The sequence below is a fragment of the Oscillatoria sp. CS-180 genome (genome assembly GCF_028330965.1).
Taxonomy (GTDB): domain Bacteria; phylum Cyanobacteriota; class Cyanobacteriia; order Phormidesmidales; family Phormidesmidaceae; genus Halomicronema.
Genome location: NZ_JAQMUB010000030.1, coordinates 54,447 through 78,293, shown reverse-complemented (window position 1 = coordinate 78,293; position 23,847 = coordinate 54,447). Strand labels below are relative to the sequence as shown.

Here is a 23,847-nt window from a genome sequence, read left to right as displayed (position 1 = left end):
GGAACCGCTGCACAAAGTGGCAATGTCAGTCTCGTGGCGTTTGTTGATACTTTGGAAAAATCTGATGTTGCGTTTGAGGGAGGAAAATTCCTCTTTTGGTAGGAAGCCAGAAGTCAGCAGTCAAGCGTATCCTAGACCTCTCTTTTACTAGAATTCTCGCCTCAAGTTAATACCCGACAATCGTTCTTCCCGTTCACAACAGCTACCTCTTTCATGTCGATCGCTCCCTTTATCACGCCACCCCAGGCCAATCATTTCTGGCTCGTCAACGCTCGCATTCCCCTAATCTTTTTGGATGAAACCGTGCCCCATCGCACGGTGCTTCCTAACTTGGCCTGTCCGCCGTTCTCCGAGGACTTGGTCGCGGCAGATCTTGAAATCGAAGCTGGGAGAATTGTGGCGATCGCTCCGCTCAACACTGCTCCTCCTGAAGCACCTGCCGTTGACCTTGCTCAGGGCATTGTCTTTCCCTGCTTTGTGGACCTCCATACCCATCTCGACAAAGGCCAAATGCTGCCGCGTCAGGCTAACCCCGATGGCACCTTTCAGCGTGCTCTACAGGCGGTGAGGGAGGACTATCCCAACTGGACCGCTGACGACCTTTATCAGCGCATCGAATTTGGGTTGAAGTGCAGCTATGCCCACGGAACTAAAGCGATTCGCACTCACTTTGATGCGTTCGGCGGCATGGCAAAAACGGCTCTTGAGGTTTTCAGCAAACTCAAGCACTACTGGGCAGATCGTCTTACCCTACAGACCGTTTGCCTGGTCTCCTTGGATTATTACCTGGAGGACGAGGGCGAGGCTCTCGCCAATCTCGTTGCTGAATACGGTGGCATTTTGGGAGGGGTCGCTTACCCGAATCCTGACCTGACAGATCAACTCGATCGCCTCTTTACCTTAGCCACAGATCGTAATCTAGCCATCGACCTGCACGTAGACGAAAGCCTGAATCCTGATGACATGGCGCTGCGCCACATTGCTCAGGCCAAGCTCCGCCATCAGTTTTCGGCTCCAGTGGTTTGTGGTCACTGCTGCTCGCTATCAGTTCAGTCTACTGACGCTGTTGACGAGACGATTCGCTGGGTCAAGGAGGCCGACATTGGTATCGTGAGCCTGCCCATGTGTAACCTTTATCTGCAAGATCGACAGTCGGATCGTACCCCTCGCTATCGGGGCGTCACCCTCCTCCACGAACTCAAGCAGCAGGGAATTCCTGTCGCGATCGCCAGCGATAATTGCCGCGATCCGTTCCATGCTTATGGTGACCACGACGCCTTAGAAGTCTTGACCGATAGCACTCGCATTGCTCATCTGGATCGCCCCATAGCGGACTGGCCGCTGGCCATGACCCGCACCCCTGCTGACCTGATGGGCTTAACGGATACTGGCCGCATTGGTATCGGCCAAGGGGCTGACCTGGTGCTGTTCAAAGCCCGGTCGTTTAATGAGTTGTTGTGTCGGCCCCAGAGCGATCGCGCTGTCCTCAGACAGGGGCAGGCGATCAACACCACCCCTCCTGACTATGCCGAACTCGATCATCTCTATAAGTAGTGGGGAGTAACACTATATACCGCATCCCTATACGGTACTGATCGCCCTTGCCTTAGAGAAGCAAATGAACTATTATCAGCAACCATAGCTGCCTCCGTGCAGCTTGCTGTCCCCGAAAATTTGGTCGGCGGCACTGGCAAGTGCGGCAACACAAACCAGCGCCTAACCCATAGACAGAAACAGCCTGTCGTATAGGCTGCACCTATTTTAGGTCGCCCTACCGAAGCGCTTCGTCTAAGGGCGACTAAATCTTCGGGGATTCATCCAACACACTTTTGGAGAATCCCCAGTGATTACTATTCAATACTTTTTGCCGTCTCACCATATTGAGGCGGCACCATCGTCGTTGCCGAGCTATCCCACTCATCCCCAGCGACGACATAAACGGCTGCGGCTTTATCTCGTCGGCACTGAAGCCGATACCCAAAGCGCGATTGATCTCTTCCACCTCCGGAACTGTATCGAGCGCATTGAGTGGAGTCCCAAAATCGACGTGCCGGAAAACGGCGTATTAATTCGCCAAGACCCCGGTGACGTGTTGCGGTATTTGCAGCGTGACAGATTGTTCGAGTAGCGATTGATGACGGGTACGGGGAGGAGGCATTCATGCGGCGGTCTCCGTACCCGTCTATGCTGCTGTCAGATCGCCTAGCTCACTGCGTAACCCAGCATCTCGCGCGCTTTTGCCAAATCTTCTGTACTGGCATCAGCAGTCAGCTGAAAACGACGAGGTACATTGGGGTTACCTTTCTGCTTCTGTTTAGGCTTAGCATTGGCACGAATTCGATTGCCAGAGATGACGCCTAGAACCGCACCAGCAATAGTGAACACAACGATAGAAGCTTGGTTAAAGGGAGAGTTGATGATGCCTCCATGCAGCCAGGTTGAAACGATAGAGACAAAGATAACTCCCAAAGATCCGCCTAGAAAAGCACCGAGCAAGATGCCAGCCTCAGCCCCTACAGTTGTTCCCATCGCCGAAACCTCTTCGTAGGGAGTTATCTCCCCCTCAACTTTGAGATTCCGCAGGGACAACTCAGAGCGCTCAAGCTTCGTCTTTGCTTTCTGAGCTTCATTCCAATTGTTGAATACTGCAATTTCCCCTTGCTTCAGCTGGGGTCGCTTTTGAGTGCTTTGCCCTTCCATAGAGCCTCCTTCCGTTTTCCGTTTCTTTCCCGCTTCGGCCTTCAAAATGATGAGTTTGAGTGCCAGAAGCAACGATTTCATGGTGACGAATTTGATTTTTTTCTTTCTCCGCAGATAGGGAGATTTAGCCTATTTAGAGGGAAAGAACTCATAGACTAGTCGGTCTACCTTTTGGGCAGGAGTTAGGAATTAGTAGGGTGGGCACTGCTCACCTTACGCTGGCCGTAGTTACTTAAGTCATGTGGGGTTGTCCCTGCCGAATTTAGCTAAAGGCGTATTTAGAGCACGCATTTTGAGGACTGGGTTGAATCATGCCCCTAAAGATGTTGTGCGAGAAACGCCGCGATCGCCTCAGCAGCCCCAGGTTCTCCCAAGCGTCGTATTCCATTGTGCTGAATTGAGTTGAGACGATCAACATCAGCTAAAACGGACTCCATAGCTGCGCCGACCTGATCGGCAGTCTCCACAAGCACAACCGATTCTCCCAGCAACCGCGTTTGCAGTTTGGCAAAGGTTGGCGTGAACTGCGGTCCTTTGCCCGGAAGCGTAAACGCAGGTTTTCCTAATCCAACAAATTGCTCAGTTGCAGTTCCCGCCATCGCGATCGCGACCTGCGCTACCTGCAAGCAATCGCTGTAGGCCATCTGCGTCAATATCAGCCCACCATTCTGATACGTGAAATGATTGCGGACATGATCGCCCTCGGCTTGCCATCCGGCTTCTTCAAGCGCTTGCCGAAAGGGAACTAAATCCAGAGCGGGCGCGATCGCACCTAGACAGTAAACTTGGCGCGGCGCATACTGTCGCAACACACTCTCGACCGCCGACAGAATCACCTGCCAGTTGGCGTAAGCTTCCGGTGCACGTGACCCTGGCAGGAGGACGATTGTCAAAGCGTGGTGGATATGCGGCTGAAGCTGCGCCCCCTGCGCTGTCGCCCCTAATCCATCCATCATGGGATTTGCCGCGAGTACAGGAGAAATTCCCAACTGCTGCAATTCCAACTGGGTGAGTTGATCTCTAACCACAACGGCCCGACAGCGATCGCGGTTCATCAACCATCGCTCCCACGGTAAGTAGATGGAGTTTGCCCATCCTGCATACCACGGGAGATCCGCCAGTCGACCCTGTTCGTTTCTCAAGTAATAGGCCGATTTTGCCGTGCCAACGATGGCGTAGGGCAGACCACTCCACCAGGCAAAAGCCGCTGGGACAATGTCCCCAACTGCTAGGACAGCACCGTCTCCCTTGGCCCACTGCTTCAGCGATTTAAGTTGTGTCCAAGTGAGCTGCATTAGTCCTCCGGCGACATCCCGCGCTAACTGGCGGCTATCCATATAGATGAATCCCCCGGAGGGCAGGGTTTTTGTTGCCGCAACTAGCGGAATATCATGCTTCTGAAAGGCGGTACCTTCACCCACCAAGGATAAGGCTGCTATGTCTAAGGTTGGCTGGTGGGATCGCAGCGCCGTCAGAATGCGTACCGCGATCGCATCTTCCCCATGACCATTGCTGATGCAGAGCAACCGAGAAACCATCATCTGAGCGCAAGACCGTAGAAATCACTGGTGTAGACACAAGGACCTTACTGCAAAAGCGAGGAATATTGCCCTCAATGTTGGAAAACGTGTGTCATCTGACTCCAAAGTTGCCTATGCTGAGTAACTGGAGAGTGATACAACAAACATGGACGTACAAGCGATTCGCGATCGCGTCAACTTAATTCGTAGCAAGCGTGAGGTACTGCTCAAGCTGCTAGAGCAGCCTGATCTGGGAATGCTGCGCATCGACGTGAATCAAGCGTTGGAAGAAATGGATGACCTGCTCGCAGAGTGTGAAGGCATTTTCCCTGATACTCCCTAGTCCGAAAATCCTAGCAGGTGGTAGACGCTGTAGCGGCTTCCCGAAGGATGGACCGCAGATAAATCAATATCTTTAGAGCTTTTTGTTGGGTGAATTCAGGCTCAAAATCGGCCAATGGCAAACACATTTAACATCGAAATTAATCACCACGGTGAAACCGTACACATTCAAGTCCCAGAAGACAAAACCATTCTGGCAGCTGCACAGGAAGCCGGGCTAGAGTTGCCCTTTTCCTGTAGTGCGGGCGTTTGCACAACTTGTGCCGCGCTGATTACAGAAGGAACAGTTGATCAAGCTGACGGGATGGGGGTCGGGACTGACTTGCAGGCGGAGGGCTATGCTCTCCTTTGCGTGGCCTATCCACGATCAGATATTAAGCTGGAGACGAATAAAGAGGATATCGTCTATCAAAAACAGTTTGGGCAATCCTCCTGAGGAAGCTTTGAATCACGCCCAGTGCCGCTTTGCCGTCCCAAAAAGGAGACTACAACCATGACTACACACTTTATTACAGCTGAAATCGACTTGACTGAGGATCCTGCTGAACTTCCCAAACAAGTTGAGGCAGAGCTGCGAAAGCGGGGCGAACCGCTGCGATGGGCGATCGCTAGCGTCGATGAGACAACAAAGACGGCCCAAGTCGAGGCGGTTGTGACGAATGCAGTAGAGTCAGCAGACTAAAAGTAGCAGGATAGAGCAATCCTTTATCCAGATTCGGTTCTGGATAAAGGTCATCCTCTTCCTCAAGCGTTTTGCTAAACAAAACCCCTCTCCTCCAGCAGGACAGGGGTTTTGTTTAGCTTTGAATTAATAGGGAGTTGAAGGCGATCGCTTTAGCTGACACCTTCCGGCATTTGAATCACGGTGAAGTATGCACCTTGAGGATCTTTGATAATCGCAAACTTGCCGACATCCTTCATCTCCATTGGCTGCATCTCGATGTGTCCTCCCAAAGCTTCAGCTTTTTCAAGAGTGGCATCACAGTCTTCAACTGTAAAATAGATAGCCCAGTTGGGAGGAACCTCTCCCCAGTCAGGCTGAATTTCCATCATGCCCGCACCGGAATGGTCTCCTCGCAGAAACTCAATGTAGTCTCCCCCAGTAGCGTTTTGACTCTTCTTAGTGCCCCAGCCAAACAATTGGCTATAAAACTGAGTAGCCTTTTCAACATCTTTGGTATGCAACTCATTCCAGCAAAATGTTGCAGGCTCATTGGCAAGGTCAGCACCGATGTGCTGCCCAGGTTGCCAAAGCGCAAACACTGCACCCGTGGGATCCTGAATCAGACTCATCCGTCCCGAGTCCATCACGTCGCAGGGAGTCTGCAAAATCTGGCCTCCCAGCGTCTTGGCCTTCTCGGTACTATCGTCAACATTCTGCACCGAGACGTAGCTCAGCCAGTAAGGAGACGGACTTTGCTGCTGCATTACCTCGTCCATTTGGTAAAGCGCACAAACATTCTTCCCGGCTTTTTCAAGCATTGTGTATGTCCCTGCTTCCCCAGCAGGCACGTCAGTCGCCGTCCAACCAAAGAGCTGAGTGTAGAATTTCTTGGACGCTTCAGCATCTGTGGTGGCTAGATCAACCCAACAAAAGGTACCAGGAGCATAGTCTTTAAATTCGGTCATGGCATCCACCTTTATCGGAATTTATGGACTCAATTCAACCGTTTCGGGATATTCAAATCATCGTTCTGGCATCTAACACTGCTTAGATACCGACAAGGAATAGTCCTCTTTTCTAAGAACACGAACATGCAGTCAGTTTCTTGCCCTAGAGCGCGATTCTGCTAGTCGCGATCAACAAACCCAGAGTAGTTCGCCTGAACTAATTGGTCAAGTCCCAAAATCAAATCAGAATTGACAGTTGAATAGTTGAGATCGCTGCAAAGCACCATAGCGGTTCTTTGAATATTCGCCTGTACGGACGGATGAATGAGGATGAGAAGCCGAATTCATCGTCAAGCATTGCGACTCCCCCTTAAAAAGAAAAAGTCGGGCTGAAGACATCCCTAGGGAAGCTCCAACCCGAGCCGTGCTCAAGGAGCACACGCGAGTCTACAGGATGTTTAGATATTGGCCCATGAACTTTTCAGGCACCATAGGGAAAAGTTCAGTTAAATTCAGGTGTTGCTCGAAGTTCAGTGCTTCTACGCAAGAGCTACTTTGACCCAATACAATCCGTGTCTGCAAGCAGCAGCCCCCAATGCATAAAACATCGGGGGCTGCTCAACGTAGCGGATTTGTAGAGTCGCGGCGTGCATAGAGCACTTCTATAACTCTATAATGGCCCACGTATAAACTCAGAGGCAAGGGATTTCCCCCAGTTCATCGAAGAAGCGAAAAAAAATCGTGGCGATGTGAAGTTTGAGCCAAAGAGCAACTCAATATAGGTTGAAACGTCATTGAGTAAGATCTATCGTCGATTCTGACACCTGTTTGAGAGGACATGCAGGACTACATGTCGTGATGACATTTCTACTCGATACTCATACGTTCATTTGCCACAGCTGACGGTGTCGCTTTACTGCATGCGATCAATCGTTCGGTATTGAACGGCCTCAGCGACATGAGGAGATTGAAGTGTGTCGGAGTTGTCTAAATCGGCGATGGTGCGGGCGACTTTGAGGATGCGATAATGGACTTACAAAAGAAGCAAGTTGGCCTTTCAACTAGTTCATCACGCTAGAAACGAGCTCTACATGCGGAGTATTGTGGCAGATTATCGGTCTTGGTTTTGAACTGTGAATCCGCTAAACGGTACTAGTTATGGCTAAAGGCAGAAGGACATAGAAGCAAATCTTATGACGATAGATATCGCTATTGAACAAACTTTGGCGCAGATGCCAGAAGACCTTAAGAAAGAGGTCTTACATTATGCACTCTATCTAATGTCTAACTGTGCTGAAAAAGAGACCTCAAAATCGAAAACAGCTGCAAAACGACGTTCAGGCATTTTAAAGGACATGTTCGTGCTGCCGTTGTCCGAAGATTTTGATGAGCCTTTAGAGGACATGCAGGACTATATGTCGTGATGACATTTTTGCTCGATACCCATACGTTCATTTGGCTGACGGGAAATGATCCCAAACTGCCAGCAACCCTGCGAGAAACTATCGATACGGCAGAAACCGTTTATCTCAGTATTGCCAGTCTTTGGGAAATTGCTATTAAAGTACAGCTTGGTAAGCTGGCCCTCCATCAGGAATATGACCTCATTGGTGCAGAATTAGTAGCTTCCGACATTGAGCTATTGCATATCGAATTTTTGGATACGGCACAGGTTAGAAAACTGGAAACGCACCATCGCGATCCATTCGATCGAATGCTGATTGCCCAAGCGATAAATCGTTCCCTCATAATTTTGAGCAACGATAGAGCATTTGATGCTTATGAAGTAGAAAGGCTTTGGGCATAGCCAAAACAAGATTTTACGGCTACTGTGCTGCAACATCAAAAATACATATGCTTTCCTAGAAGCCCTATCCAGTAAAGATTTCAGCAAACTCTTCTCTCTGAGCTGAAACTACTACTATGCAAACGCTTGCCGCAGCTAACAGTGTTGCTTTACTGCATGCGATCGATCGTGCGGTATTGAATGGCTTCAGCGACATGGGGAGCTTGGAGTGTGTCGGAGTTGTCTAAATCGGCGATAGTGCGGGCGACTTTGAGGATGCGATCAGTGGCGCGGGCGGAGAGGCCCAGTTTACGAACGGCACCTTCGAGGAGGGTTTGGGTAGCATCGTCTAGGGGACACCAGTGACGGAGGTGACGACTCTGCATGTCTGCATTACATTGCAGTGAGGGTTCTGAGTGAAGACGATCGCGGGTGCGATCGCGAGCGACCTCAACCCTCATCCTCACCTTTTCCGATGGCTCCCCTTCAGAGATGCGCGTCATTTCTTCTGGCTTGAGCCGTCCGACCACAACCTGTAAGTCAATCCTGTCCATCAGCGGTCCAGAGAGTCGCGCCCAGTACTGTTCACGACTGCGTGGACTACAGGTGCAAGGCTGAACCGAATCGCCGTAATACCCGCAAGGACAAGGATTTGTGCTTGCCACCAAGGTAAACTGAGCTGGGAACTCTACGGACTGCCGGGTGCGTGTGATAGTCACGTAGCCGTCTTCCAAGGGCTGCCGCAGAAACTCCAGTACGTCTCGTTTGAACTCGGTCATCTCATCCAAAAAGAGGACTCCGCGGTGAGCCAACGAGATTTCTCCGGGTTTAGGAAAGCTGCCACCACCGACTAGAGAGGGACCCGACGCGGAATGATGGGGGCTGCGAAAGGGACGATGGGTCACTAAGCTGCCTTTTTCCTTCAGCAATCCTGCCACGGAATGGATGCGAGTAACCTCCAGCGCTTCTTCGAATGAGAGCGGCGGGAGGATACTTGGCAAACGGCGAGCCAGCATTGTTTTCCCGCTACCGGGCGGTCCGACAAAGATAAGATTATGCCCACCTGCCGCGGCAATTTCTAAGGCTCGTCGCGCTTGAGCCTGACCTTTCACATCCCGCAGATCTAATGCTCCGGCGTGACCGTTGGCTAACTCGGCTTTACCATCCAGTTGATGAGGCTGACGCGACGTCGTGTCGTTGAGGAAATCAGCAATGTCTGAGAGGTGCTTGAAGCCGTAGACTGCGATCGCAGGCACCACAGCTGCCTCCCGAGCGTTGTCTTCAGGGACGATGACCCCTTTAAATCCAAGCGACCTAGCGGCAGCAGCGATCGCCAAAACTCCGGTTACAGGTCTCAAGCTACCGTCTAGGGACAGCTCTCCCATGAAGAGAAAGTCATCCAATAAGTCAGGTTTCACCTGTTCCGTTGCCGCCAAAATGCCGACGCTGATGGGCAAATCAAAGCTTGGTCCTTCTTTTCGCAAATCCGCTGGGGTCAAGTTAATGACGACTTTTCGGGTCGGGAAAGGAAAGCCAGAATTCTTGAGGGCTGCCCGCGTCCGCTCTCGCGATTCCTGGACTGCGGTATCTGGCAAACCTACCACCACAATGGTCGGCAGTCCCCCCGAAAGATCAACTTCCACGCCCACCTTGACAGCGTTGATGCCAACAATGGCAGCACTCCAAATTCTTGATAGCATGGCACCCTTTAGCCGATTGGTTGCTGCTTTAGAATGCCCGATCAGAAAATGACGTTCTGAATTTTATAGAAGAGTTCAGAATCCGTATCTTTTTTGCCTACAAAGAAGATGGTCGACAGCAAACGGCTATCAGCGGCCCGAAATCCTTCATTAAGAGGATTGCGATCGCCTCACTCCCTATTACGTTAAAGGTGTCATTCTTGACAGGAGAACACACATGACACTTGAAAAGAACAAATCCTTTGCCGAGAAGAACGAAGACCGCGTTAAGAAGGCGATCGATAAGGTTGAGGAAATTGCAACCGACGGTGACGATAAGCAGGAAGCAAAACCTAAAGACACTGCTGAGAAGTAAGTCGCCTCAGTTGGGCTTTACGTCTCTTTAGTAAAATGACCAGTCTAAAAGTGTAGGGTGGTCATTTTTAGTTTGCTGCTAATGCTAAAGCGCCCTGCTCCGTAGAATCCGCTTCGGTATAGCCGTCGCCAGTTTTGTTAGAGCTATGGCAAGCCATCTAGTTCTACCTTCAGCCCGAACACTATTAGGTGCAGAAGCCTAATAGTTATGGCTATCAATCAAAGAACTGGGGTGCTAGGATTCGAACCTAGGAATGGCGGGACCAAAACCCGCTGCCTTACCACTTGGCGACACCCCATTGCTTAGGCTTAACTACATTAACAGTTTTCAACCCATCTGTGTCAACACTTTAGAGCAAGAAAATGTGAACCTAGTCCGCCCTGTAAGTCCGAGAGCGCTACAGAATTTTGTCATTGCGCTCTGTATCAGATTAACGATGCTTGCTAAATATGAACGTTCGATTCATGGGAATGATGTTCGTGAGCTTTTGCCGCTGGAATCAGCTCACAAATCGTTTTGGCTAAGGTTTCTGGCTGTTCCAGCATTGCCATATGTCCACACTCTGCCAACACTCGAACATTGCCTTCAGGACTTTCGAACAAAGGATGAAAGCTAGCCAAATGGCGTACGTATTTCTCTTCCATCACCGTATCTTCAGCTCCAGCAATGAAATAAGCAGGCTGCTTCAGACCCGCAACGACTTGGGGCAAACGATGCACTTCAGCCTCAGTCGTGGAATCCAGTAGTACCCCCAAAGCAGCATCTTTGTGAGCAGACAGCAAATCTTCAACCCGCTTCTCTGCCCATTGCGATTCCAATGGCTTGAAGACCATTAACTTCGAAAAGGCATAGTTGATGAACGGTAACCCTTTTAACCATCGAGGACGCCATTGCACAATCTGCTGTCCGGCTCGGCGAAAGCGAGCGAACTCATCCGGCAAGTACACGCCCCCTCCAGCGTTGACACAGATAACGCCTTGCACCTGATCTGAAAATAACTTAGCGGTCCATAGCGCAACACTTCCCCCTAAAGAATGACCGACGAGCCAAACGTTTTTCAGATCTAAGTCCGTCAGTAGGGCACCTAAATCTTGAGCATAGGCTGTCAGGCTGAAAGGGGAATCATTGTCAAGGTGCTCGCCAAAGTTCATCAGCGAGGGGAGCGATCTCGCCTCAATTTTAGTGTTAGACTCTCCGAATCCTCTTAAGTCGTAACTCAAGGACTGAAAACGAGTGCCTAAGTGATCGATCACAGGCTGCCAATATCCGTGACTGAGCAACCAACCATGGACAAAAACGACTGTAGCGTCTGTGTGATCTGCCTTAGGCGTCAGGTGGTAAGAATGAGGAACGCTGAGGACATTATGATATGACATGCTTTCATCATATCCTGACAAAGCAGTTAAGCTGTCAATCGGCCTCTATTTTGAAGACTAGCCGCTTTTACTGAGCAAACGGTAGCGAACACCTTCAGCAATTTTTTGCCCCAGGTATTCTGGAATTAAGCTCTCATTGGGACCTAGCAGATAGAGAATTAGACGAGTCCGCCCTCGCCACACCAACAGGTTCGCATTGACGACCAATAAATCTTCTTGCCAGATGGCGTACATTACCTTGTAAAACAAGCCAGGCTGGTTGTCTGCCTCAATAAGCAGCGCGGGTAGATGAAAAACTGGGTCAACATAAAATTCAGTTTCAACCTGCTCCAATCCTGCATTAAGGTTGAACTCAACGGTCAGCATTTCTTCAACCTCGAAGTGCCCCGATAGTGCCTCTCTGACAGCACGACAAACATTATCTGCTGTCTTGGGGGGCAGGGTCTTGCCTCCACGGGATACAACAAGTTTGATGAAAACCAACATTGGTGGGTAGATCTGACCATAAAGGCTGAGATTATGGATAGTCAGACCATACGCGGCTAAAACACCAAAAATATCACTGAGCAAAAAAGATTGATTGCGATAGGCAAAATGCAACGCACTACGATTCCCCTCGGGCTTAAGCTCAATAACAGCCTTGCGCGTTTTATAGAGCTGATAAGCAAGCCGTAGATTTTGAAGTTGAATCTCACTGCTGACGAACTGCTCATAGAATTGCGGGAACGCCCGGTTAAATCGCTTGAGCAGCTCTACAGTAGATGGTTTTAAACCAGCGGCCATAACCAGGGAAAACCCATGAAGTAGGACTGAGATTGCTGAGATTTAGAAACAAGTCGAGAAGTCGATGTCTCATCTTATCCCTGCCGTTATGTTTTGATGCCCGTAGCTAGAACAAATACCCTGATTAGCATTCCCCTACCATAAGGCGAATTTGGCCGAGAAGATAAGCCAATTCTGTTTTTTCTTTATCCACAAAAGACAAACCTCAGCGGATATATTAGTCTAATAGACTCTTGCTGTTACTTCACCATCTATCGTCCAAACCTGTATGGGTTTCTGGAAAAGTTTATTCACAGGCGCTGAGACCGATACACCCCCCCGGGATAAGGATCTATCAGCCACCACGCTTACCGAGGTCTCAAATGCAGATCGCGGTACCGAAATCATTTTTAGCACTGAGCGAGACATTGACTTATATGAGCTTGAGGAGCTTTGTGATGCAGTCGGCTGGGCTAGACGTCCTATCCGCAAGGTCCGAAAAGCCATTCAAAATAGTTTTCTTGTTATCACTATGTGGGAACAGCAGGGCAATCGCCGTCGATTGATTGGCTTTTCCCGGGCGACCTCCGACCATGCTTTCAATGCCACAATCTGGGATGTTGTCGTCCATCCTGACTATCAGGGGCGAGGTTTGGGCAAAACACTCATGAAGCAGCTCATTAAGAAGCTGCGGAGCGAAGATATTAGCAACGTTACGCTGTTTGCTGATCCCCACGTCGTCGATTTTTATCGGAATTTGGGCTTTGTGCCTGATCCAGAGGGTATCAAGGGAATGTTCTGGTATCCAGACTAGGGTCAAAGCATAAAGCCCATTGCTCTCGCAGTCATTCCGGTAGCTTTCTTCTGGCCTATTCCATAAGTTGCATTAACTGATGAGACACTCGGATGGCGATCGCATACACTAGCGGCAAAATAGGCTTGTGTTGAGCTAGGAAAGGTTGAGTTATCACAATCTCACCAGAGTTTTTGCCAACTTTGGCGCGAGCTTAGCCGTTAGCCATTGACCAAGCTTTAGAGGAGACCGTAACGATGCCAAAGGCGAGTGCGCTGGGAAATACTTTTCTCAAATCTCAACCCATTGCTTCTCAAGACTTGAGAAACAATGAAAAAATCTATGTGCCTAAGGGACACGAGTTTTACATCACTCGTTGGGCACCACATAGGAACCAGCACGTCTTTATGGAGTTGGCTTCTCCTTTAACAACGAGAGATGGCGTCACTCGTATTCAAAAGGTCTACGGCTATGATCCCCATATCAAGATAGAAGGGGAACCAGATAAATCAACTGGCGGTGGAACTCGGGTCGGCAAGCTGGATACCACAAAGCTCATCAAACTCAACGTGCCTTATTTCCAGCAAATGAACAACGACCCGACCATCGCCAGAATAGGGGCAGGTTGGCGACAGTGCAACACAACCAGTAACTGTATGCTGGCGGACTATCTGCTGCAAGGAAAACTCTCTCAGGCCGCTAAGCAAAAGGGTTATCCAGAACCCGAATCGGTTTATATGCGCATTGTTGCTAAGTATGGCGATACCGTCGATCACAATGCCCAAACTGCGGCCTTGAAGGAAATTGGCATTGACTCGTACTTTAGTCGTTCGCTCTCATCTCAAGATGTCATGCTGTCGCTCAGTTACGGTATTCCCGTAGTTGTGGGTTTTGCGTATAAAGTCAGCGGACATATTTGCATCATTGTGGGGCATGATCCCGTTAGAAGAGTCTATTTAGTCCATGATCCCTATGGCATTCGATACGGTTCAAGCGATTCGTATGACGTGAATGCTTGGGCGGCTTTTGACCCTTATTCCTATGGGACAATGCAGCGTATTTATTGGGATATGGGCGGCGAGGCCGGATGGGGACGTATTGTCACTCGGGTCAATGGTCAACCGACGGGGTTACCGACGAAGCTTTAGGCACCCGTTCTAACGCCCAGAATTGACCCCATGCAAGATTGGACCGGGCTGCTGAATGATCAGACGGTTGTCATGCACTCATTGTCGGTGCGTTCGTTGAGAAAAAGTTGCTAAACACTATGGCGACTGGGCAAGAACAGCGTATGCTTACTTGTCGGGATTTGCTGAAGCGGTGTGCTGGTATGGCAAGCTGCTAAAAGAAAGCTGCTAAAAGAAAGGTGACTTGCGATCGCTCACAGCAAATCCCCATAGGGATGGATTGTCCCACTGTACGCACTTACAGTCTCTATGAGGAAGCAGGGAATGATGTTTGATGAACTGGATACCTCCATCGAAGATATTCGAGCCCGAGAGATCATTGACTCTCGCGGACGGCCCACGATTGAAGCAGAAGTCTATCTTTCAGGGGGAGCAGCGGGCCTTGCCCAGGTACCCAGTGGGGCCTCTACAGGCAGCTTTGAAGCACACGAGCTGAGGGATGGTGACCCCAACCGTTTTGGCGGCAAAGGTGTTTTAAAGGCTGTTGAAAACGTGGAAGAGTCCCTAGCTCCTGAGTTGATGGGCATCAACGCGCTTGAGCAAACCGTTGTTGATACCGCCATGCTAGAAATCGACGGGACTGACAACAAATCAAAAATTGGCGCGAACGCTATTCTGGCCGTTTCTCTGGCCAATGCCAAAGCCGCCGCCGCCGCCGTTGGTCTACCGCTCTATCGCTACCTCGGAGGACCGCTGGCTAATTTATTGCCTGTTCCCCTCATGAACGTCGTCAACGGTGGTGCACATGCGGATAACAACGTCGATGTTCAAGAGTTTATGATTGTCCCCATTGGTGCGCCCACCTTTGGTGAAGCCCTGCGTTGGGGAGCCGAGGTGTTTGCCAGTCTGAGCCAGGTGTTGAAGGGTAAAGGTTTGCTAACAGGCGTCGGCGATGAAGGGGGGTTTGCGCCCAATTTGGGATCTAATCAAGAGGCCTTAGAACTGCTGATTCAAGCGATCGAGCAGGCAGGATACAAACCTGGAGAACAAGTCGCCCTAGCGCTCGACGTTGCCGCCAGTGAGTTCTACAGCGAGGGGCAATACACCTACGATGGCGCATCGAATTCGCCTGAAACACTGATCGAATACCTAGCTGACTTGACCAGCAAGTTTCCTATTGTCTCTATCGAAGATGGCTTGCACGAGGAGGATTGGAGCAACTGGGCCAAGCTGACGCAGAAGTTGGGCCAGCAAACTCAACTTGTCGGAGATGATTTGTTTGTCACCAATCCAAAGCGCTTGAAGAAAGGCATCTCTGAGAATGTAGGCAATTCGATTTTGATCAAACTCAATCAAATCGGCTCCTTGACTGAAACCTTGGAGACGATTGACTTAGCGACTCGTAATGGTTTCACTTCAGTCATCAGCCATCGCTCGGGTGAAACAGAAGACACCACGATCGCGGATCTTGCCGTTGCGACCCGCGCAGGCCAGATCAAAACAGGATCCCTTAGTCGCAGTGAGCGCATTGCAAAATACAACCGCCTCCTCCGCATTGAGGACGAGCTTGGTGATCAGGCTGTCTATGCCGGCGCTGTGGGAATGGGACCCAAGATGCCGGAGTGAAGGTAGACGGCAGAAGGATAAAAAAGAGATGACTATACCTCTTCATGCTTTATCCTTCTGCCTTTGCTGAAACTGTCCCCACCACCTGCGGGTTTCACGGATGAACAGACTAAGCTAGAGCTATCCCTGTTTATCCGTGAGGGCGAGCCTGATGAGCACACCACATGCTGGGTTAATAGGAGCGCGATCGCGTGTCCTGTCTGCTTTGGCTATCAGCACTGCGCTGTTGACAACAGGGGCTACTCTACCGTCCGTCACGTCCATTGAGCCAGTTTCCGCCACTAGCCTGGAACTCGCCGATATCTCAATTCAGGTCCCCATCGTTATTCCTAGTGGCCCTGTTATCATCGTGCCGCGCGATCGCGTGGAAGAAGAACGAGAGGTCACAGTTCGATTTGTTGCCCAAGGTGAGGATTGGGCCACTATTTACCTCAATGGACGCCGCCTCTTTCAAGCTTTCAATACTCGGCGCGACTATGCTGTGAATTTGGAACCTGGTGCCTACTATCTAGAGGTTACGGGCGTTACGCAATTCGATGTATGGGATTCTGGATACCTAGACGTTGGGCGCGATGATGCTAATTTAATCGTCATTCGCTATGGCAAAAGCTCAGGCATCAACGTTTTGGGTGATCCCTATGCCTGGTTTCCAGATTGAAGTAGGTCCGGCTATCTCCTAACATCGCGAGTACCGCGACACGGAATTCAAAATTCAAAACACTCTACTCTTCGAGAACGCTAAAGGCAAACGAGAAGAGTAAAGCTCTACAGAATTCAAAACTAAGGCAAATAAGTTTCCCCAGTGTTTTGAATGGCAAGTATACTTCTGCCGTAGAGTACTAGTCTAATCTGACACCAAATTGTGAGTGTTCATGAAGTTTTTAGGTAAATCATGTTTGTTTATTTGAGATGGGTACTCTGAGGCGGAGATGGCGAAAGGTGGAAGACTATTGAAACAGCCAATGGTCTTGTTCTAACTAGACTTTTAAACCACTATAAAGTAGTCGTTCTTGGGTGCATCCCAGTTTTGCAATTTTGCCCTCATCCCCCCAACCCCTTCTCCCAACTTTGAGAGAAGGGGAGCCGGAGAAAGTCCCTCTCCCAATCCTGGGAGAGGGATTTAGGGTGAGGGCTACAAAGGTGAGATGCACCCTCGTTCTTCTACGCCTTAAGCCAAGTTCTTCAAAGTCTTAGGAGAACCCAACAACAAACGATGAGTCAATTAACTCAAAGCCTACGAGACCGTGTCCGCTCTTGGAAGAACTATTCAATTCAACAGTATTTGAGCTATCGGCTTTATCATCACTCCGACCCTTATCGGATCGCTTTTCGGCAGCGTCCATATCGAGTATTGTGGATGCTGAGTCATATGCGTTCAGGATCTTCGCTGCTCACTCATATCTTGAATACCAATCCTGACATTGCAGGCTATGGGGAAACGCACATTTGCTATCAGTCTTCTGAAGATTTCAAAAAGCTGCTATTCAAGGTTTATTGGCAAGCAAAAGAATATCGCAACTTTTCTGATTTACAGGATCTAGCTCTAAGCGAAACGTACATTTTAGACAAGCTTTTACATAACAATAAATTAACTGATTTGAATCTACTGGATTCATCTTCAATGAACTGTATTTTCCTCATTAGAGAACCTAAAAGAACACTCAATAGTATTCGTGATTTAAAGCCTAACTGGTCTGAAGAGGAGACACTTTACTATTACTGCAAACGTTTGGAAGGGCTGGTTTCCTATGCCGAAAAGATTGACTCACCAGCGCGATCGCTCCTCATTGAACACGATCAATTAATCAACGAAACCACCTCAGTTTTTGAAGCCTTAAAGCATTTTCTCGGTACTGAGGTAGGATTTTCTGAAGAGTATCAGCTACTCAAAACAACAGGAGCTAAACATGTAGGAGACCATCGCGGTAATATTCTGTCTGGGCAAATCGTCAGAACGCCTCGAAAGTTAAACGAAACGGTTTCTCCGGCGTCTATTGAGCAAGCTCAGGTTGTTTACGAAAACTGCCGCGATCGCCTGTTGCAACTCACTTCATCCATCTTCAATTAAGACAGCCAATATCATAAGGCTAAGCACAATCGGCAGAAAGCCACGATTTCATTCAGACATAGTCGTCGTCAGTTCCGTTAGGACAAGACGACGAGCCATTTAGTGATGCACTGAGTCTGGTTTTTCACGAGTCCGCTTGACACACTGGGCAGTAGTAATAACGACGTCCGCCTGTGCGGTCCTTGAGAATGGTCGTACCACAGACGTAACAGCCTTGTCCGTCTCTGCCAAAAACCCAGTGGCGGTATTGGCGACGGGGCCAGCCGCGCTTTTTGAGATCTTCAGCGATCGCTAAATCATTCGTAATCCCGCTGTGTTGATAGGACTGGCGCGGCACTGCCAGAGCAGCGTCGGCAAAGCGGGCCAACTGATCGCGATCGCAATCCGTCGGTCGATGGGTCGGATGAATACGGCTGACAAACAAAATCTCGCTGCGCAAATAATTGCCGACTCCGCAAAGGAACCCTTGATCCAGCAGCAGGGTAGTAAAGCGGCGACGATAAAACGCCTTACTCTGGACCCACTCTAGAATGTGCTCGGGGGTCACCGTAACATCCAAAATATCGGGTCCGAGTCGCTGAATGAAGGGATGTTCGGCGACTTCTTCCGCGTGCAATACTTCAATATCGGAAGCGCTGTAGAGCAAGGCTGATTTCTTTGGGGTATGGACAGCAAATCTGAGTTGTCGATTGGTGCTGGGATAGTTGTAAGCTTTGCGGACTATCCATTTGCCGTACAGCTGATTATGACTGTAAACGCACAAGCCATTGTCAAAATGCGTAACAAGGGCTTTTCCATAGGTTGAAATTTGTGTGATTGTTTGTCCGGTCAGTTTCTCCCCGTAGGACTTTAGGTGATCGAACGCAAAGAAAACTTCTACCGTTGGTTTACGAGCGATCGCCTTTTCCAGTTTGTCCGCCGCCTTTCGAATTTCTGGCCCTTCTGGCATTCAGGTCTGCTGATACAACGCTTCATACTGTAACGTCCTGAATGAGTTTATGCAGACGCTCCAACACCTTACAGCGGAATGCATTTGAATCAAGCACTCCCCATTCCCTGCTCCCTTAAGATACTGAGATGTACTTAACCGAACTGTACACGGCTATTAGAGAATTTGGTTGGCGGCGATGCACTGTTTGTACCAGTAAAAGCTAGCCTTGGGGATGCGCTGTTGAGTGGGATAGTCAATGTAGGTGATGCCGAAGCGGCGATCGTAGCCATAAGCCCATTCAAAGTTATCCATCAGACTCCACAAGAAGTATCCCTGTAGCGGATAGCCTTCCACCACGGCTCGATGGGCCGCATGCAGGTATTGCCGGAGGTAGTGAATGCGATCGAGGTCGAGGACTTCGCTCTGCTGGGTCAACTCATCTTGAGCGGCACAGCCATTCTCGCTGATGAAAACCGGCATTTGCGGCTGGTTCAACGTTGTACTGACATGACGAACACCCCAATACAAACTCTCGGGAACAACGTGAAGCCAGGGCATATGTAATCGAGGGTAGCCCTTTGGAAAAGGCAGGATCTCGTAACCGAGGGGTGTTTCTGCCGCACGGACATAGACACCGCTGTACACGTTGAAGCCCAGTGCATCTAAAGGCTGACGAATAGTGTCCAGGTCGCCGGGGGCAATATCAGGGGCCTGATCGCCGAGTTGTTCCAGCAGAGCCGGACTGTATTCTCCAGTCAGGGCTGGAAAAATAATGCCGCCATTGGTTCCAACGGTATGAAATGCTGTTTGGGCCGCAGCAATGTTTTCCGGTGTTTCTACAGTAGGAATAGTCGCGAGAAAATTATCCACTAGGGAGACGGTACAGGTTTGGGGAGACGCTGCCCGAATGGCCTGACAGCCGAGGCCGTGGGCTAGCAGGGCATGGTGAGAAGTTTGCCAAACGTCCTTTAACGAGGACACGACGGTACCCGGTGCATGGGGCGGGATCTGATTAACGCCATACCCCAAATGGGTGAAGCAAAAGATTTCGTTGAGGGTCATCCAGTGAGTGACCCGATCGCCCAACGCCTTGACAACCACTGTGGCATAGTCCGCAAAATCCTTTGCCATTTCGCGACTGCGCCAGGACCCATAGCGGTCCTCCAGCGCTTGAGGACTATCCCAGTGAAATAGGGTCACGTGCGGCGTGATGCCCTGTGCTAGTAACCCATCGACTAATTTGTCGTAGAACGCTAAACCAGCGGAATTTACAGCCCCACTGCCCTGAGGGAGAATTCGAGGCCAGGCGACACTGAAGCGATAGTGCTGAATTCCGAGGTCAGCTAGTAGCTGAATATCGTCTCGATAGCGATGATAGTGGTCGCAAGCGATCGCGCCCGTATCACCATTCAAAACGGTTCCGGCTTGTGTGCTGAAGGTATCCCAAACACTAGGAGCCCGTCCATCCGCCTGAATAGCCCCTTCAATTTGATAGGCCGCCGTCGCTGTGCCCCACTGAAAAGTAGGCGGAAACGAATAGGTCATGACGTTTTAGGCCCAGTAGGAAACAGCGCCTATAGGGTAGCTTATGACGTCAAGACAACTGTCAGGGTATCAACAGCAAAACAGAACTGCCTCGGGAATGACAGCTCTGTTTTGCTGACCTACTTGAGTGACATCACTAGCTCAACTTAGCTACCGAGAACGTCTCTGGTAAAGAGCACAAAGATTGTTCCAAAAACGATAGCCGCGATCGCAAGTTCCATATCAAGACTCTTCCTAACGTCAGGTCATCTACTGGGCTACACCGTTGCCCGCCATGCGGGACAGAAACAGCGTTTCGCACTCTCAAACTACCCAAGTTTTGAACGGAAAGTAATAAGGCGATCGCCTACCTTGACAGATTCTTCATTTCCCGCTCTGCCTGGGTTGCTCAGCCCAAATTCTAGGATTCTGCGCCATCACGAGTAAGGGGTTGAATTTCCAACCCAGGTCTGAAATGTCAGCTTTTTGGAAGCGATGAAGCAAAAAGAGGGGATTTTCGCGGCAAGAATCGGCAGTCATTGAGACTAATCAGTCGGCAGAAGACCTTTAGGAGGTGTAATTTCGATGAAGCCCGCTGCCAAATCTACAACGGGCACAATGTCGTAAACAAAGGGAATCAGAACTGGATTGTTCTGACCTTGAGTCTGACTAGCGGGTTTAGAGTTAGTAGGCTGTGACGGGGTCGTTGTTACGCCATCCGATTTGAGCTGGACTGCCAGCAAATCGTTGCCAGCGGCATAGATATCCACTACCGTGCCAATGGCTTGTCCCGTATCTTGCAACCGGACTTCAAGCCCAACTAAATCTGAAACATGGAATTCATCGGGTTCCAATTCCAGACGATCGCCCGCTGACACGACCAATTTGGCATCACGTAGAGTTTCTGCCTGGTCGCGATAATTTATGCCTTTGAGTTTGATGACGTATAGTCCTTTACCACTGAGGTAACGTCCCGAGAGTAATTGCACACTTTCAGGAGTGCTCTGTCCGGGTTTCAAGAGCCAGCGATCGCCCGGTTCCAAAAACCGCTCAGGAAAGTCGCTGTTGGGATAGACCCGTAACGATCCATCTAATCCCTGAGGAGCAACAATGCGGCCAATCTCCAACCATTCCTCTTGCAGCGAATCTGCCATAACCCACTCTTACAAAGATGAACCCGCCATGACTGGAGAGTGTGAAGACTGCTGGGCATACAACTCAGTCACAACCGTTGCTAAATGGCGAATGCCCTGAACGATGTCCTCATCCGTCGCTGTCAGGCTAATGCGAATGCACTGTTGGGTATGGGACCACGCTTCTTGTAGACCTGGGAAGAAAGGATTGCCAGGAACAACAATGACCCCGTAGCGCTTTAATTGCTGATATAGCTCTCGGTCGGTCGCGGAAAGCTGATCAAACCACAGCCAGGCAAAGATAGCGCCTTCTCCTCGGTGCAAATACCAAGGTGCTGTTTTAGGCAGGAATGACGTCAAGCTGTCTTCAAGCACCGCAAACTTGTTTTGGTAGTAGGGCCGAATAACCGCTTCTGAAATGTCCGCTAGTGCTCCCGACGCGATGGCTCGGGCTGCGATCGCCTGACCATAGCGGGACGAGTGAATACAAAGATTGGTCTGGAAAGACTGAAGCACTTGAATGATGGATTCATCGCCCAAGGCAATGCCGATGCGCTCACCGGGCAGTCCCGCTTTCGACAAGCTCATGCAGTGCACCGTGTTTTCCCGAAAGACGGGGGTCATGCCTGTGAAATTCAACGCAGGATAGGGAGGTGCATAGGCGGAGTCAATGAAAACGGGGACATTGTGGGGAGCAGCTAAATCAGCGATGCGGTTCACTTCATCGTCTGTCAGCACATTGCCCGTGGGGTTGCAGGGTCGGGAGAAAAGGACAAACCCAGTTTGCTTGGTAATCTCTAGCTGACTGAAATCGGGACGGTACTTGAAAGAGTGAGAAGGCGCATCAACATCGAGGGTTGGTCTATAGGCTTTCAGAGCTTGCGGAAACAAAGAGACGCCGCCGTATCCGGTGTAGTCAGGACTGAGGGGTAGGACAATTTCTTTCAGCTGCCCCCCAGCGGCATATCCACCAAAGGCGTTCGCCGCAAAGAAATAGAGAGACTGACTGCCGGGCGTAATGAGAATGTTGCGATCCGTTAATGACAGGCCATAGCGCTGATTAAAATCTGCCAGAACCGCTTCAATGAACGGTTCATAGCCTTGACTCGATCCATAGCGACAGACGACTTCACCGTAGTCGGAACTGTTCAATAAATCCGTTGTGCAGTCACGCCAAAGCTGTTCTACTTCCGGCAAAATGACGGGATTGCCTGCACTCAAATTAATAAACGACTGCCCATCGCCTGCTCGTAACGTTTCGATAATGTCTTTCATGATGGCTCGTACACCCGTCAGGTGAGACATTTGGTCGCCGAATTGAGTTAGAGCAGGAGTCATATTCCAAGGTGAGTTAGGTGGACAATAGGCAGCTCTTAAAAAGCCATCAACATCGCTTCGCGTGGCTGCTTCAAAGGCTGGGAATTGAGAGCACCGCAATGCTTACAGTTGTCAATCCAAAACCGGACATCCAAAATCGCGAATCGATAACAAGTTTTGCCAGAATAGCATCCTCAACCCGGTATGAATAAGCTGTAGAAATGAGTCTCCACAAAGCCGCTAAACTAGCGGCATCGGTGAACTATGCAACGATTAGAAACTGGTTAAACCACACACTCACACCCACTTTGAGAACTGATTGAATTGTGGATACCTTAATTTGGGGCGCGATCGCGAGTCTGCTAGCTGGCCTTGGGACCGGATTAGGCGCTTTACCTGTTCTGTTACCAACCCATCCCTCAGAACGGACAGAGGGTGTTCTCTTGGGTATTGGTGGCGGAGTTATGCTGGCAGCAACCTCCTTCTCACTCATTGTGCCGGGTACTGAAGCCGCGATCGCACTGGGCTATCCAAGGGCGATCGCAGCGATGATTATAGTCATTGGCGTCCTATTGGGGGGAGGACTTTTGTGGGTGATCCACGATCGCTTTCCCCACGAACATTTCTTCAAGGGACAAGAAGGCCCCAAAGCTGAGAACCTTAAGCGCATTTGGCTATTTGTCGCTGCGATTACACTGCACAATTTTCCTGAAGGTTTGGCGGTCGGCGTTAGCTTTGGGTCGGGTAGTACTTCCTCCGCGATCGTTCTTGCCCTGGGCATCGCCATTCAAAATATGCCGGAAGGTCTAGTTGTCGCTTGGTCGCTTCGCAACTTGGAGTATTCAGCCCTGTATGCCTTGGGCATTTCAACCCTGACAGGACTAGTTGAACCGCTGGGCGGCATTGTTGGAGCGGGCATTGTCGGTATTGCCCAAGAAGCCCTACCTTGGGGAATGGCTTTTGCCGCTGGAGCCATGCTCTTTGTCATCGTGGATGAGATTATCCCTGAAATTTCACAAAAATCCCAAGGTCAGAGGGGCACCTTAGGACTGATGCTAGGCTTTGTCACCATGATGTTTTTAGACATCGCTTTGGGGCAAGCATAAATCCCAAATAGATGCAAATTTGGAGACGCTTCTGCAAGCGGTCTAAAAAGGCGGTAGCCTATTAAGACGG

General features: G+C 50.0%; 24 protein-coding genes, 1 tRNA gene and 1 pseudogene. 14 read left to right on the top strand and 12 right to left on the bottom strand.

The genetic code is table 11. The annotated features are described in order from the left end of the window. The first annotated feature begins 213 nt into the window (after positions 1-213). A complete protein-coding gene (locus PN498_RS06395) occupies positions 214-1,554 on the top strand; it encodes a cytosine deaminase (protein ID WP_272061885.1) in 1,341 nt (446 codons plus the stop codon). A 289-nt stretch (positions 1,555-1,843) separates the two neighbouring features. Continuing rightward, the gene (locus PN498_RS06390; RefSeq protein ID WP_272061884.1) at positions 1,844-2,128 is read left to right on the top strand and encodes a hypothetical protein; all 285 of its coding nucleotides are present in this window, start codon (positions 1,844-1,846) and stop codon (positions 2,126-2,128) included. 74 nt (positions 2,129-2,202) lie between these two features. On the opposite strand, the gene PN498_RS06385 is transcribed toward PN498_RS06390, so the two are convergent. Both PN498_RS06385 and PN498_RS06380 read right to left on the bottom strand, forming a co-directional pair. Then, complete coding sequence (locus tag PN498_RS06385; protein ID WP_272061883.1) at positions 2,203-2,781, bottom strand: hypothetical protein; 579 nt, start codon at positions 2,779-2,781, stop codon at positions 2,203-2,205. A gap of 236 nt (positions 2,782-3,017) precedes the next feature. After that, complete coding sequence (locus PN498_RS06380; RefSeq protein ID WP_272061882.1) at positions 3,018-4,241, bottom strand: lipid-A-disaccharide synthase-related protein; 1,224 nt, start codon at positions 4,239-4,241, stop codon at positions 3,018-3,020. 145 nt (positions 4,242-4,386) lie between these two features. Here PN498_RS06380 and PN498_RS06375 point away from each other — a divergent pair, with 145 nt between their 5' ends. The 3 genes from PN498_RS06375 to PN498_RS06365 all read left to right on the top strand — a co-directional run bounded on the left by PN498_RS06375 (position 4,387) and on the right by PN498_RS06365 (position 5,244). Next, on the top strand, positions 4,387-4,563 hold the full coding sequence (locus tag PN498_RS06375) for a hypothetical protein (protein ID WP_272061881.1): 177 nt from the start codon (positions 4,387-4,389) through the stop codon (positions 4,561-4,563). Positions 4,564-4,677: 114 nt separating this feature from the next. Continuing rightward, entirely contained in the window at positions 4,678-4,998 is a 321-nt protein-coding gene (locus PN498_RS06370) for a 2Fe-2S iron-sulfur cluster-binding protein (RefSeq protein ID WP_272061880.1), read from the top strand. 57 nt (positions 4,999-5,055) lie between these two features. Beyond that, positions 5,056-5,244 carry a hypothetical protein gene (locus PN498_RS06365; protein WP_272061879.1) on the top strand — a complete coding sequence of 63 codons (189 nt, stop codon included), beginning with the start codon at positions 5,056-5,058 and terminating at the stop codon, positions 5,242-5,244. Positions 5,245-5,396: 152 nt separating this feature from the next. Here PN498_RS06365 and PN498_RS06360 read toward each other — a convergent pair whose 3' ends face one another. Beyond that, positions 5,397-6,191, bottom strand: a complete 795-nt coding sequence (locus tag PN498_RS06360) for a VOC family protein (protein WP_272061878.1) — start codon at positions 6,189-6,191, stop codon at positions 5,397-5,399. A gap of 895 nt (positions 6,192-7,086) precedes the next feature. Beyond that, positions 7,087-7,197, bottom strand: a pseudogene (locus PN498_RS06355) (ATP-binding protein); the annotation flags it as partial. A gap of 169 nt (positions 7,198-7,366) precedes the next feature. On the opposite strand from PN498_RS06355, the gene vapB reads away from it, so the two are divergent. Further along, positions 7,367-7,597, top strand: a complete 231-nt coding sequence (gene vapB, locus PN498_RS06350) for a type II toxin-antitoxin system VapB family antitoxin (RefSeq protein ID WP_272061877.1) — start codon at positions 7,367-7,369, stop codon at positions 7,595-7,597. After that, positions 7,597-7,980, top strand: coding sequence for a type II toxin-antitoxin system VapC family toxin (locus PN498_RS06345; protein WP_272061923.1), 384 nt, complete (start codon positions 7,597-7,599; stop codon positions 7,978-7,980). The genes vapB and PN498_RS06345 overlap by 1 nt, the downstream gene beginning before the upstream one ends. 149 nt (positions 7,981-8,129) lie before the next feature. Here the strand turns inward: PN498_RS06345 and PN498_RS06340 are convergent, their stop codons facing one another. After that, positions 8,130-9,659, bottom strand: coding sequence for a YifB family Mg chelatase-like AAA ATPase (locus PN498_RS06340; protein WP_272061876.1), 1,530 nt, complete (start codon positions 9,657-9,659; stop codon positions 8,130-8,132). Between the two features lie 217 nt (positions 9,660-9,876). On the opposite strand from PN498_RS06340, the gene PN498_RS06335 reads away from it, so the two are divergent. After that, a complete protein-coding gene (locus PN498_RS06335) occupies positions 9,877-10,014 on the top strand; it encodes a hypothetical protein (RefSeq protein ID WP_272061875.1) in 138 nt (45 codons plus the stop codon). A gap of 226 nt (positions 10,015-10,240) precedes the next feature. On the opposite strand, the gene PN498_RS06330 is transcribed toward PN498_RS06335, so the two are convergent. The 3 genes from PN498_RS06330 to PN498_RS06320 form a co-directional block, all read right to left on the bottom strand. Next, positions 10,241-10,312 (bottom strand) — tRNA-Gln (locus PN498_RS06330). Between the two features lie 145 nt (positions 10,313-10,457). Next, a complete protein-coding gene (locus tag PN498_RS06325) occupies positions 10,458-11,390 on the bottom strand; it encodes an alpha/beta fold hydrolase (protein WP_272061874.1) in 933 nt (310 codons plus the stop codon). 57 nt (positions 11,391-11,447) lie between these two features. Continuing rightward, on the bottom strand, positions 11,448-12,173 hold the full coding sequence (locus tag PN498_RS06320; RefSeq protein ID WP_272061873.1) for a hypothetical protein: 726 nt from the start codon (positions 12,171-12,173) through the stop codon (positions 11,448-11,450). Between the two features lie 268 nt (positions 12,174-12,441). On the opposite strand from PN498_RS06320, the gene PN498_RS06315 reads away from it, so the two are divergent. The 5 genes from PN498_RS06315 to PN498_RS06295 all read left to right on the top strand — a co-directional run bounded on the left by PN498_RS06315 (position 12,442) and on the right by PN498_RS06295 (position 17,766). Then, a complete protein-coding gene (locus PN498_RS06315; RefSeq protein WP_272061872.1) occupies positions 12,442-12,966 on the top strand; it encodes a GNAT family N-acetyltransferase in 525 nt (174 codons plus the stop codon). A gap of 236 nt (positions 12,967-13,202) precedes the next feature. After that, positions 13,203-14,093, top strand: coding sequence for a C39 family peptidase (locus tag PN498_RS06310; protein WP_272061871.1), 891 nt, complete (start codon positions 13,203-13,205; stop codon positions 14,091-14,093). A 306-nt stretch (positions 14,094-14,399) separates the two neighbouring features. After that, positions 14,400-15,698, top strand: coding sequence for a phosphopyruvate hydratase (gene eno, locus PN498_RS06305; RefSeq protein ID WP_272061922.1), 1,299 nt, complete (start codon positions 14,400-14,402; stop codon positions 15,696-15,698). 151 nt (positions 15,699-15,849) lie between these two features. Beyond that, entirely contained in the window at positions 15,850-16,356 is a 507-nt protein-coding gene (locus PN498_RS06300; protein ID WP_272061870.1) for a hypothetical protein, read from the top strand. Positions 16,357-16,911: 555 nt separating this feature from the next. After that, on the top strand, positions 16,912-17,766 hold the full coding sequence (locus PN498_RS06295; RefSeq protein WP_272061869.1) for a sulfotransferase family protein: 855 nt from the start codon (positions 16,912-16,914) through the stop codon (positions 17,764-17,766). Positions 17,767-17,890: 124 nt separating this feature from the next. On the opposite strand, the gene nei is transcribed toward PN498_RS06295, so the two are convergent. From nei to PN498_RS06275, 4 genes are all read right to left on the bottom strand, one after another. Further along, complete coding sequence (gene nei, locus PN498_RS06290; protein WP_272061868.1) at positions 17,891-18,715, bottom strand: endonuclease VIII; 825 nt, start codon at positions 18,713-18,715, stop codon at positions 17,891-17,893. 156 nt (positions 18,716-18,871) lie between these two features. Beyond that, positions 18,872-20,242, bottom strand: coding sequence for a GH1 family beta-glucosidase (locus PN498_RS06285; protein ID WP_272061867.1), 1,371 nt, complete (start codon positions 20,240-20,242; stop codon positions 18,872-18,874). Between the two features lie 524 nt (positions 20,243-20,766). Then, positions 20,767-21,375 carry a ribosome maturation factor RimM gene (gene rimM / locus PN498_RS06280; protein ID WP_272061866.1) on the bottom strand — a complete coding sequence of 203 codons (609 nt, stop codon included), beginning with the start codon at positions 21,373-21,375 and terminating at the stop codon, positions 20,767-20,769. A gap of 9 nt (positions 21,376-21,384) precedes the next feature. Then, a complete protein-coding gene (locus PN498_RS06275) occupies positions 21,385-22,692 on the bottom strand; it encodes a valine--pyruvate transaminase (protein ID WP_272061865.1) in 1,308 nt (435 codons plus the stop codon). Between the two features lie 305 nt (positions 22,693-22,997). Between PN498_RS06275 and PN498_RS06270 the strand changes: the two genes are divergently transcribed. Further along, positions 22,998-23,777 carry a ZIP family metal transporter gene (locus tag PN498_RS06270; protein WP_272061864.1) on the top strand — a complete coding sequence of 260 codons (780 nt, stop codon included), beginning with the start codon at positions 22,998-23,000 and terminating at the stop codon, positions 23,775-23,777. Positions 23,778-23,847: the final 70 nt, after the last annotated feature.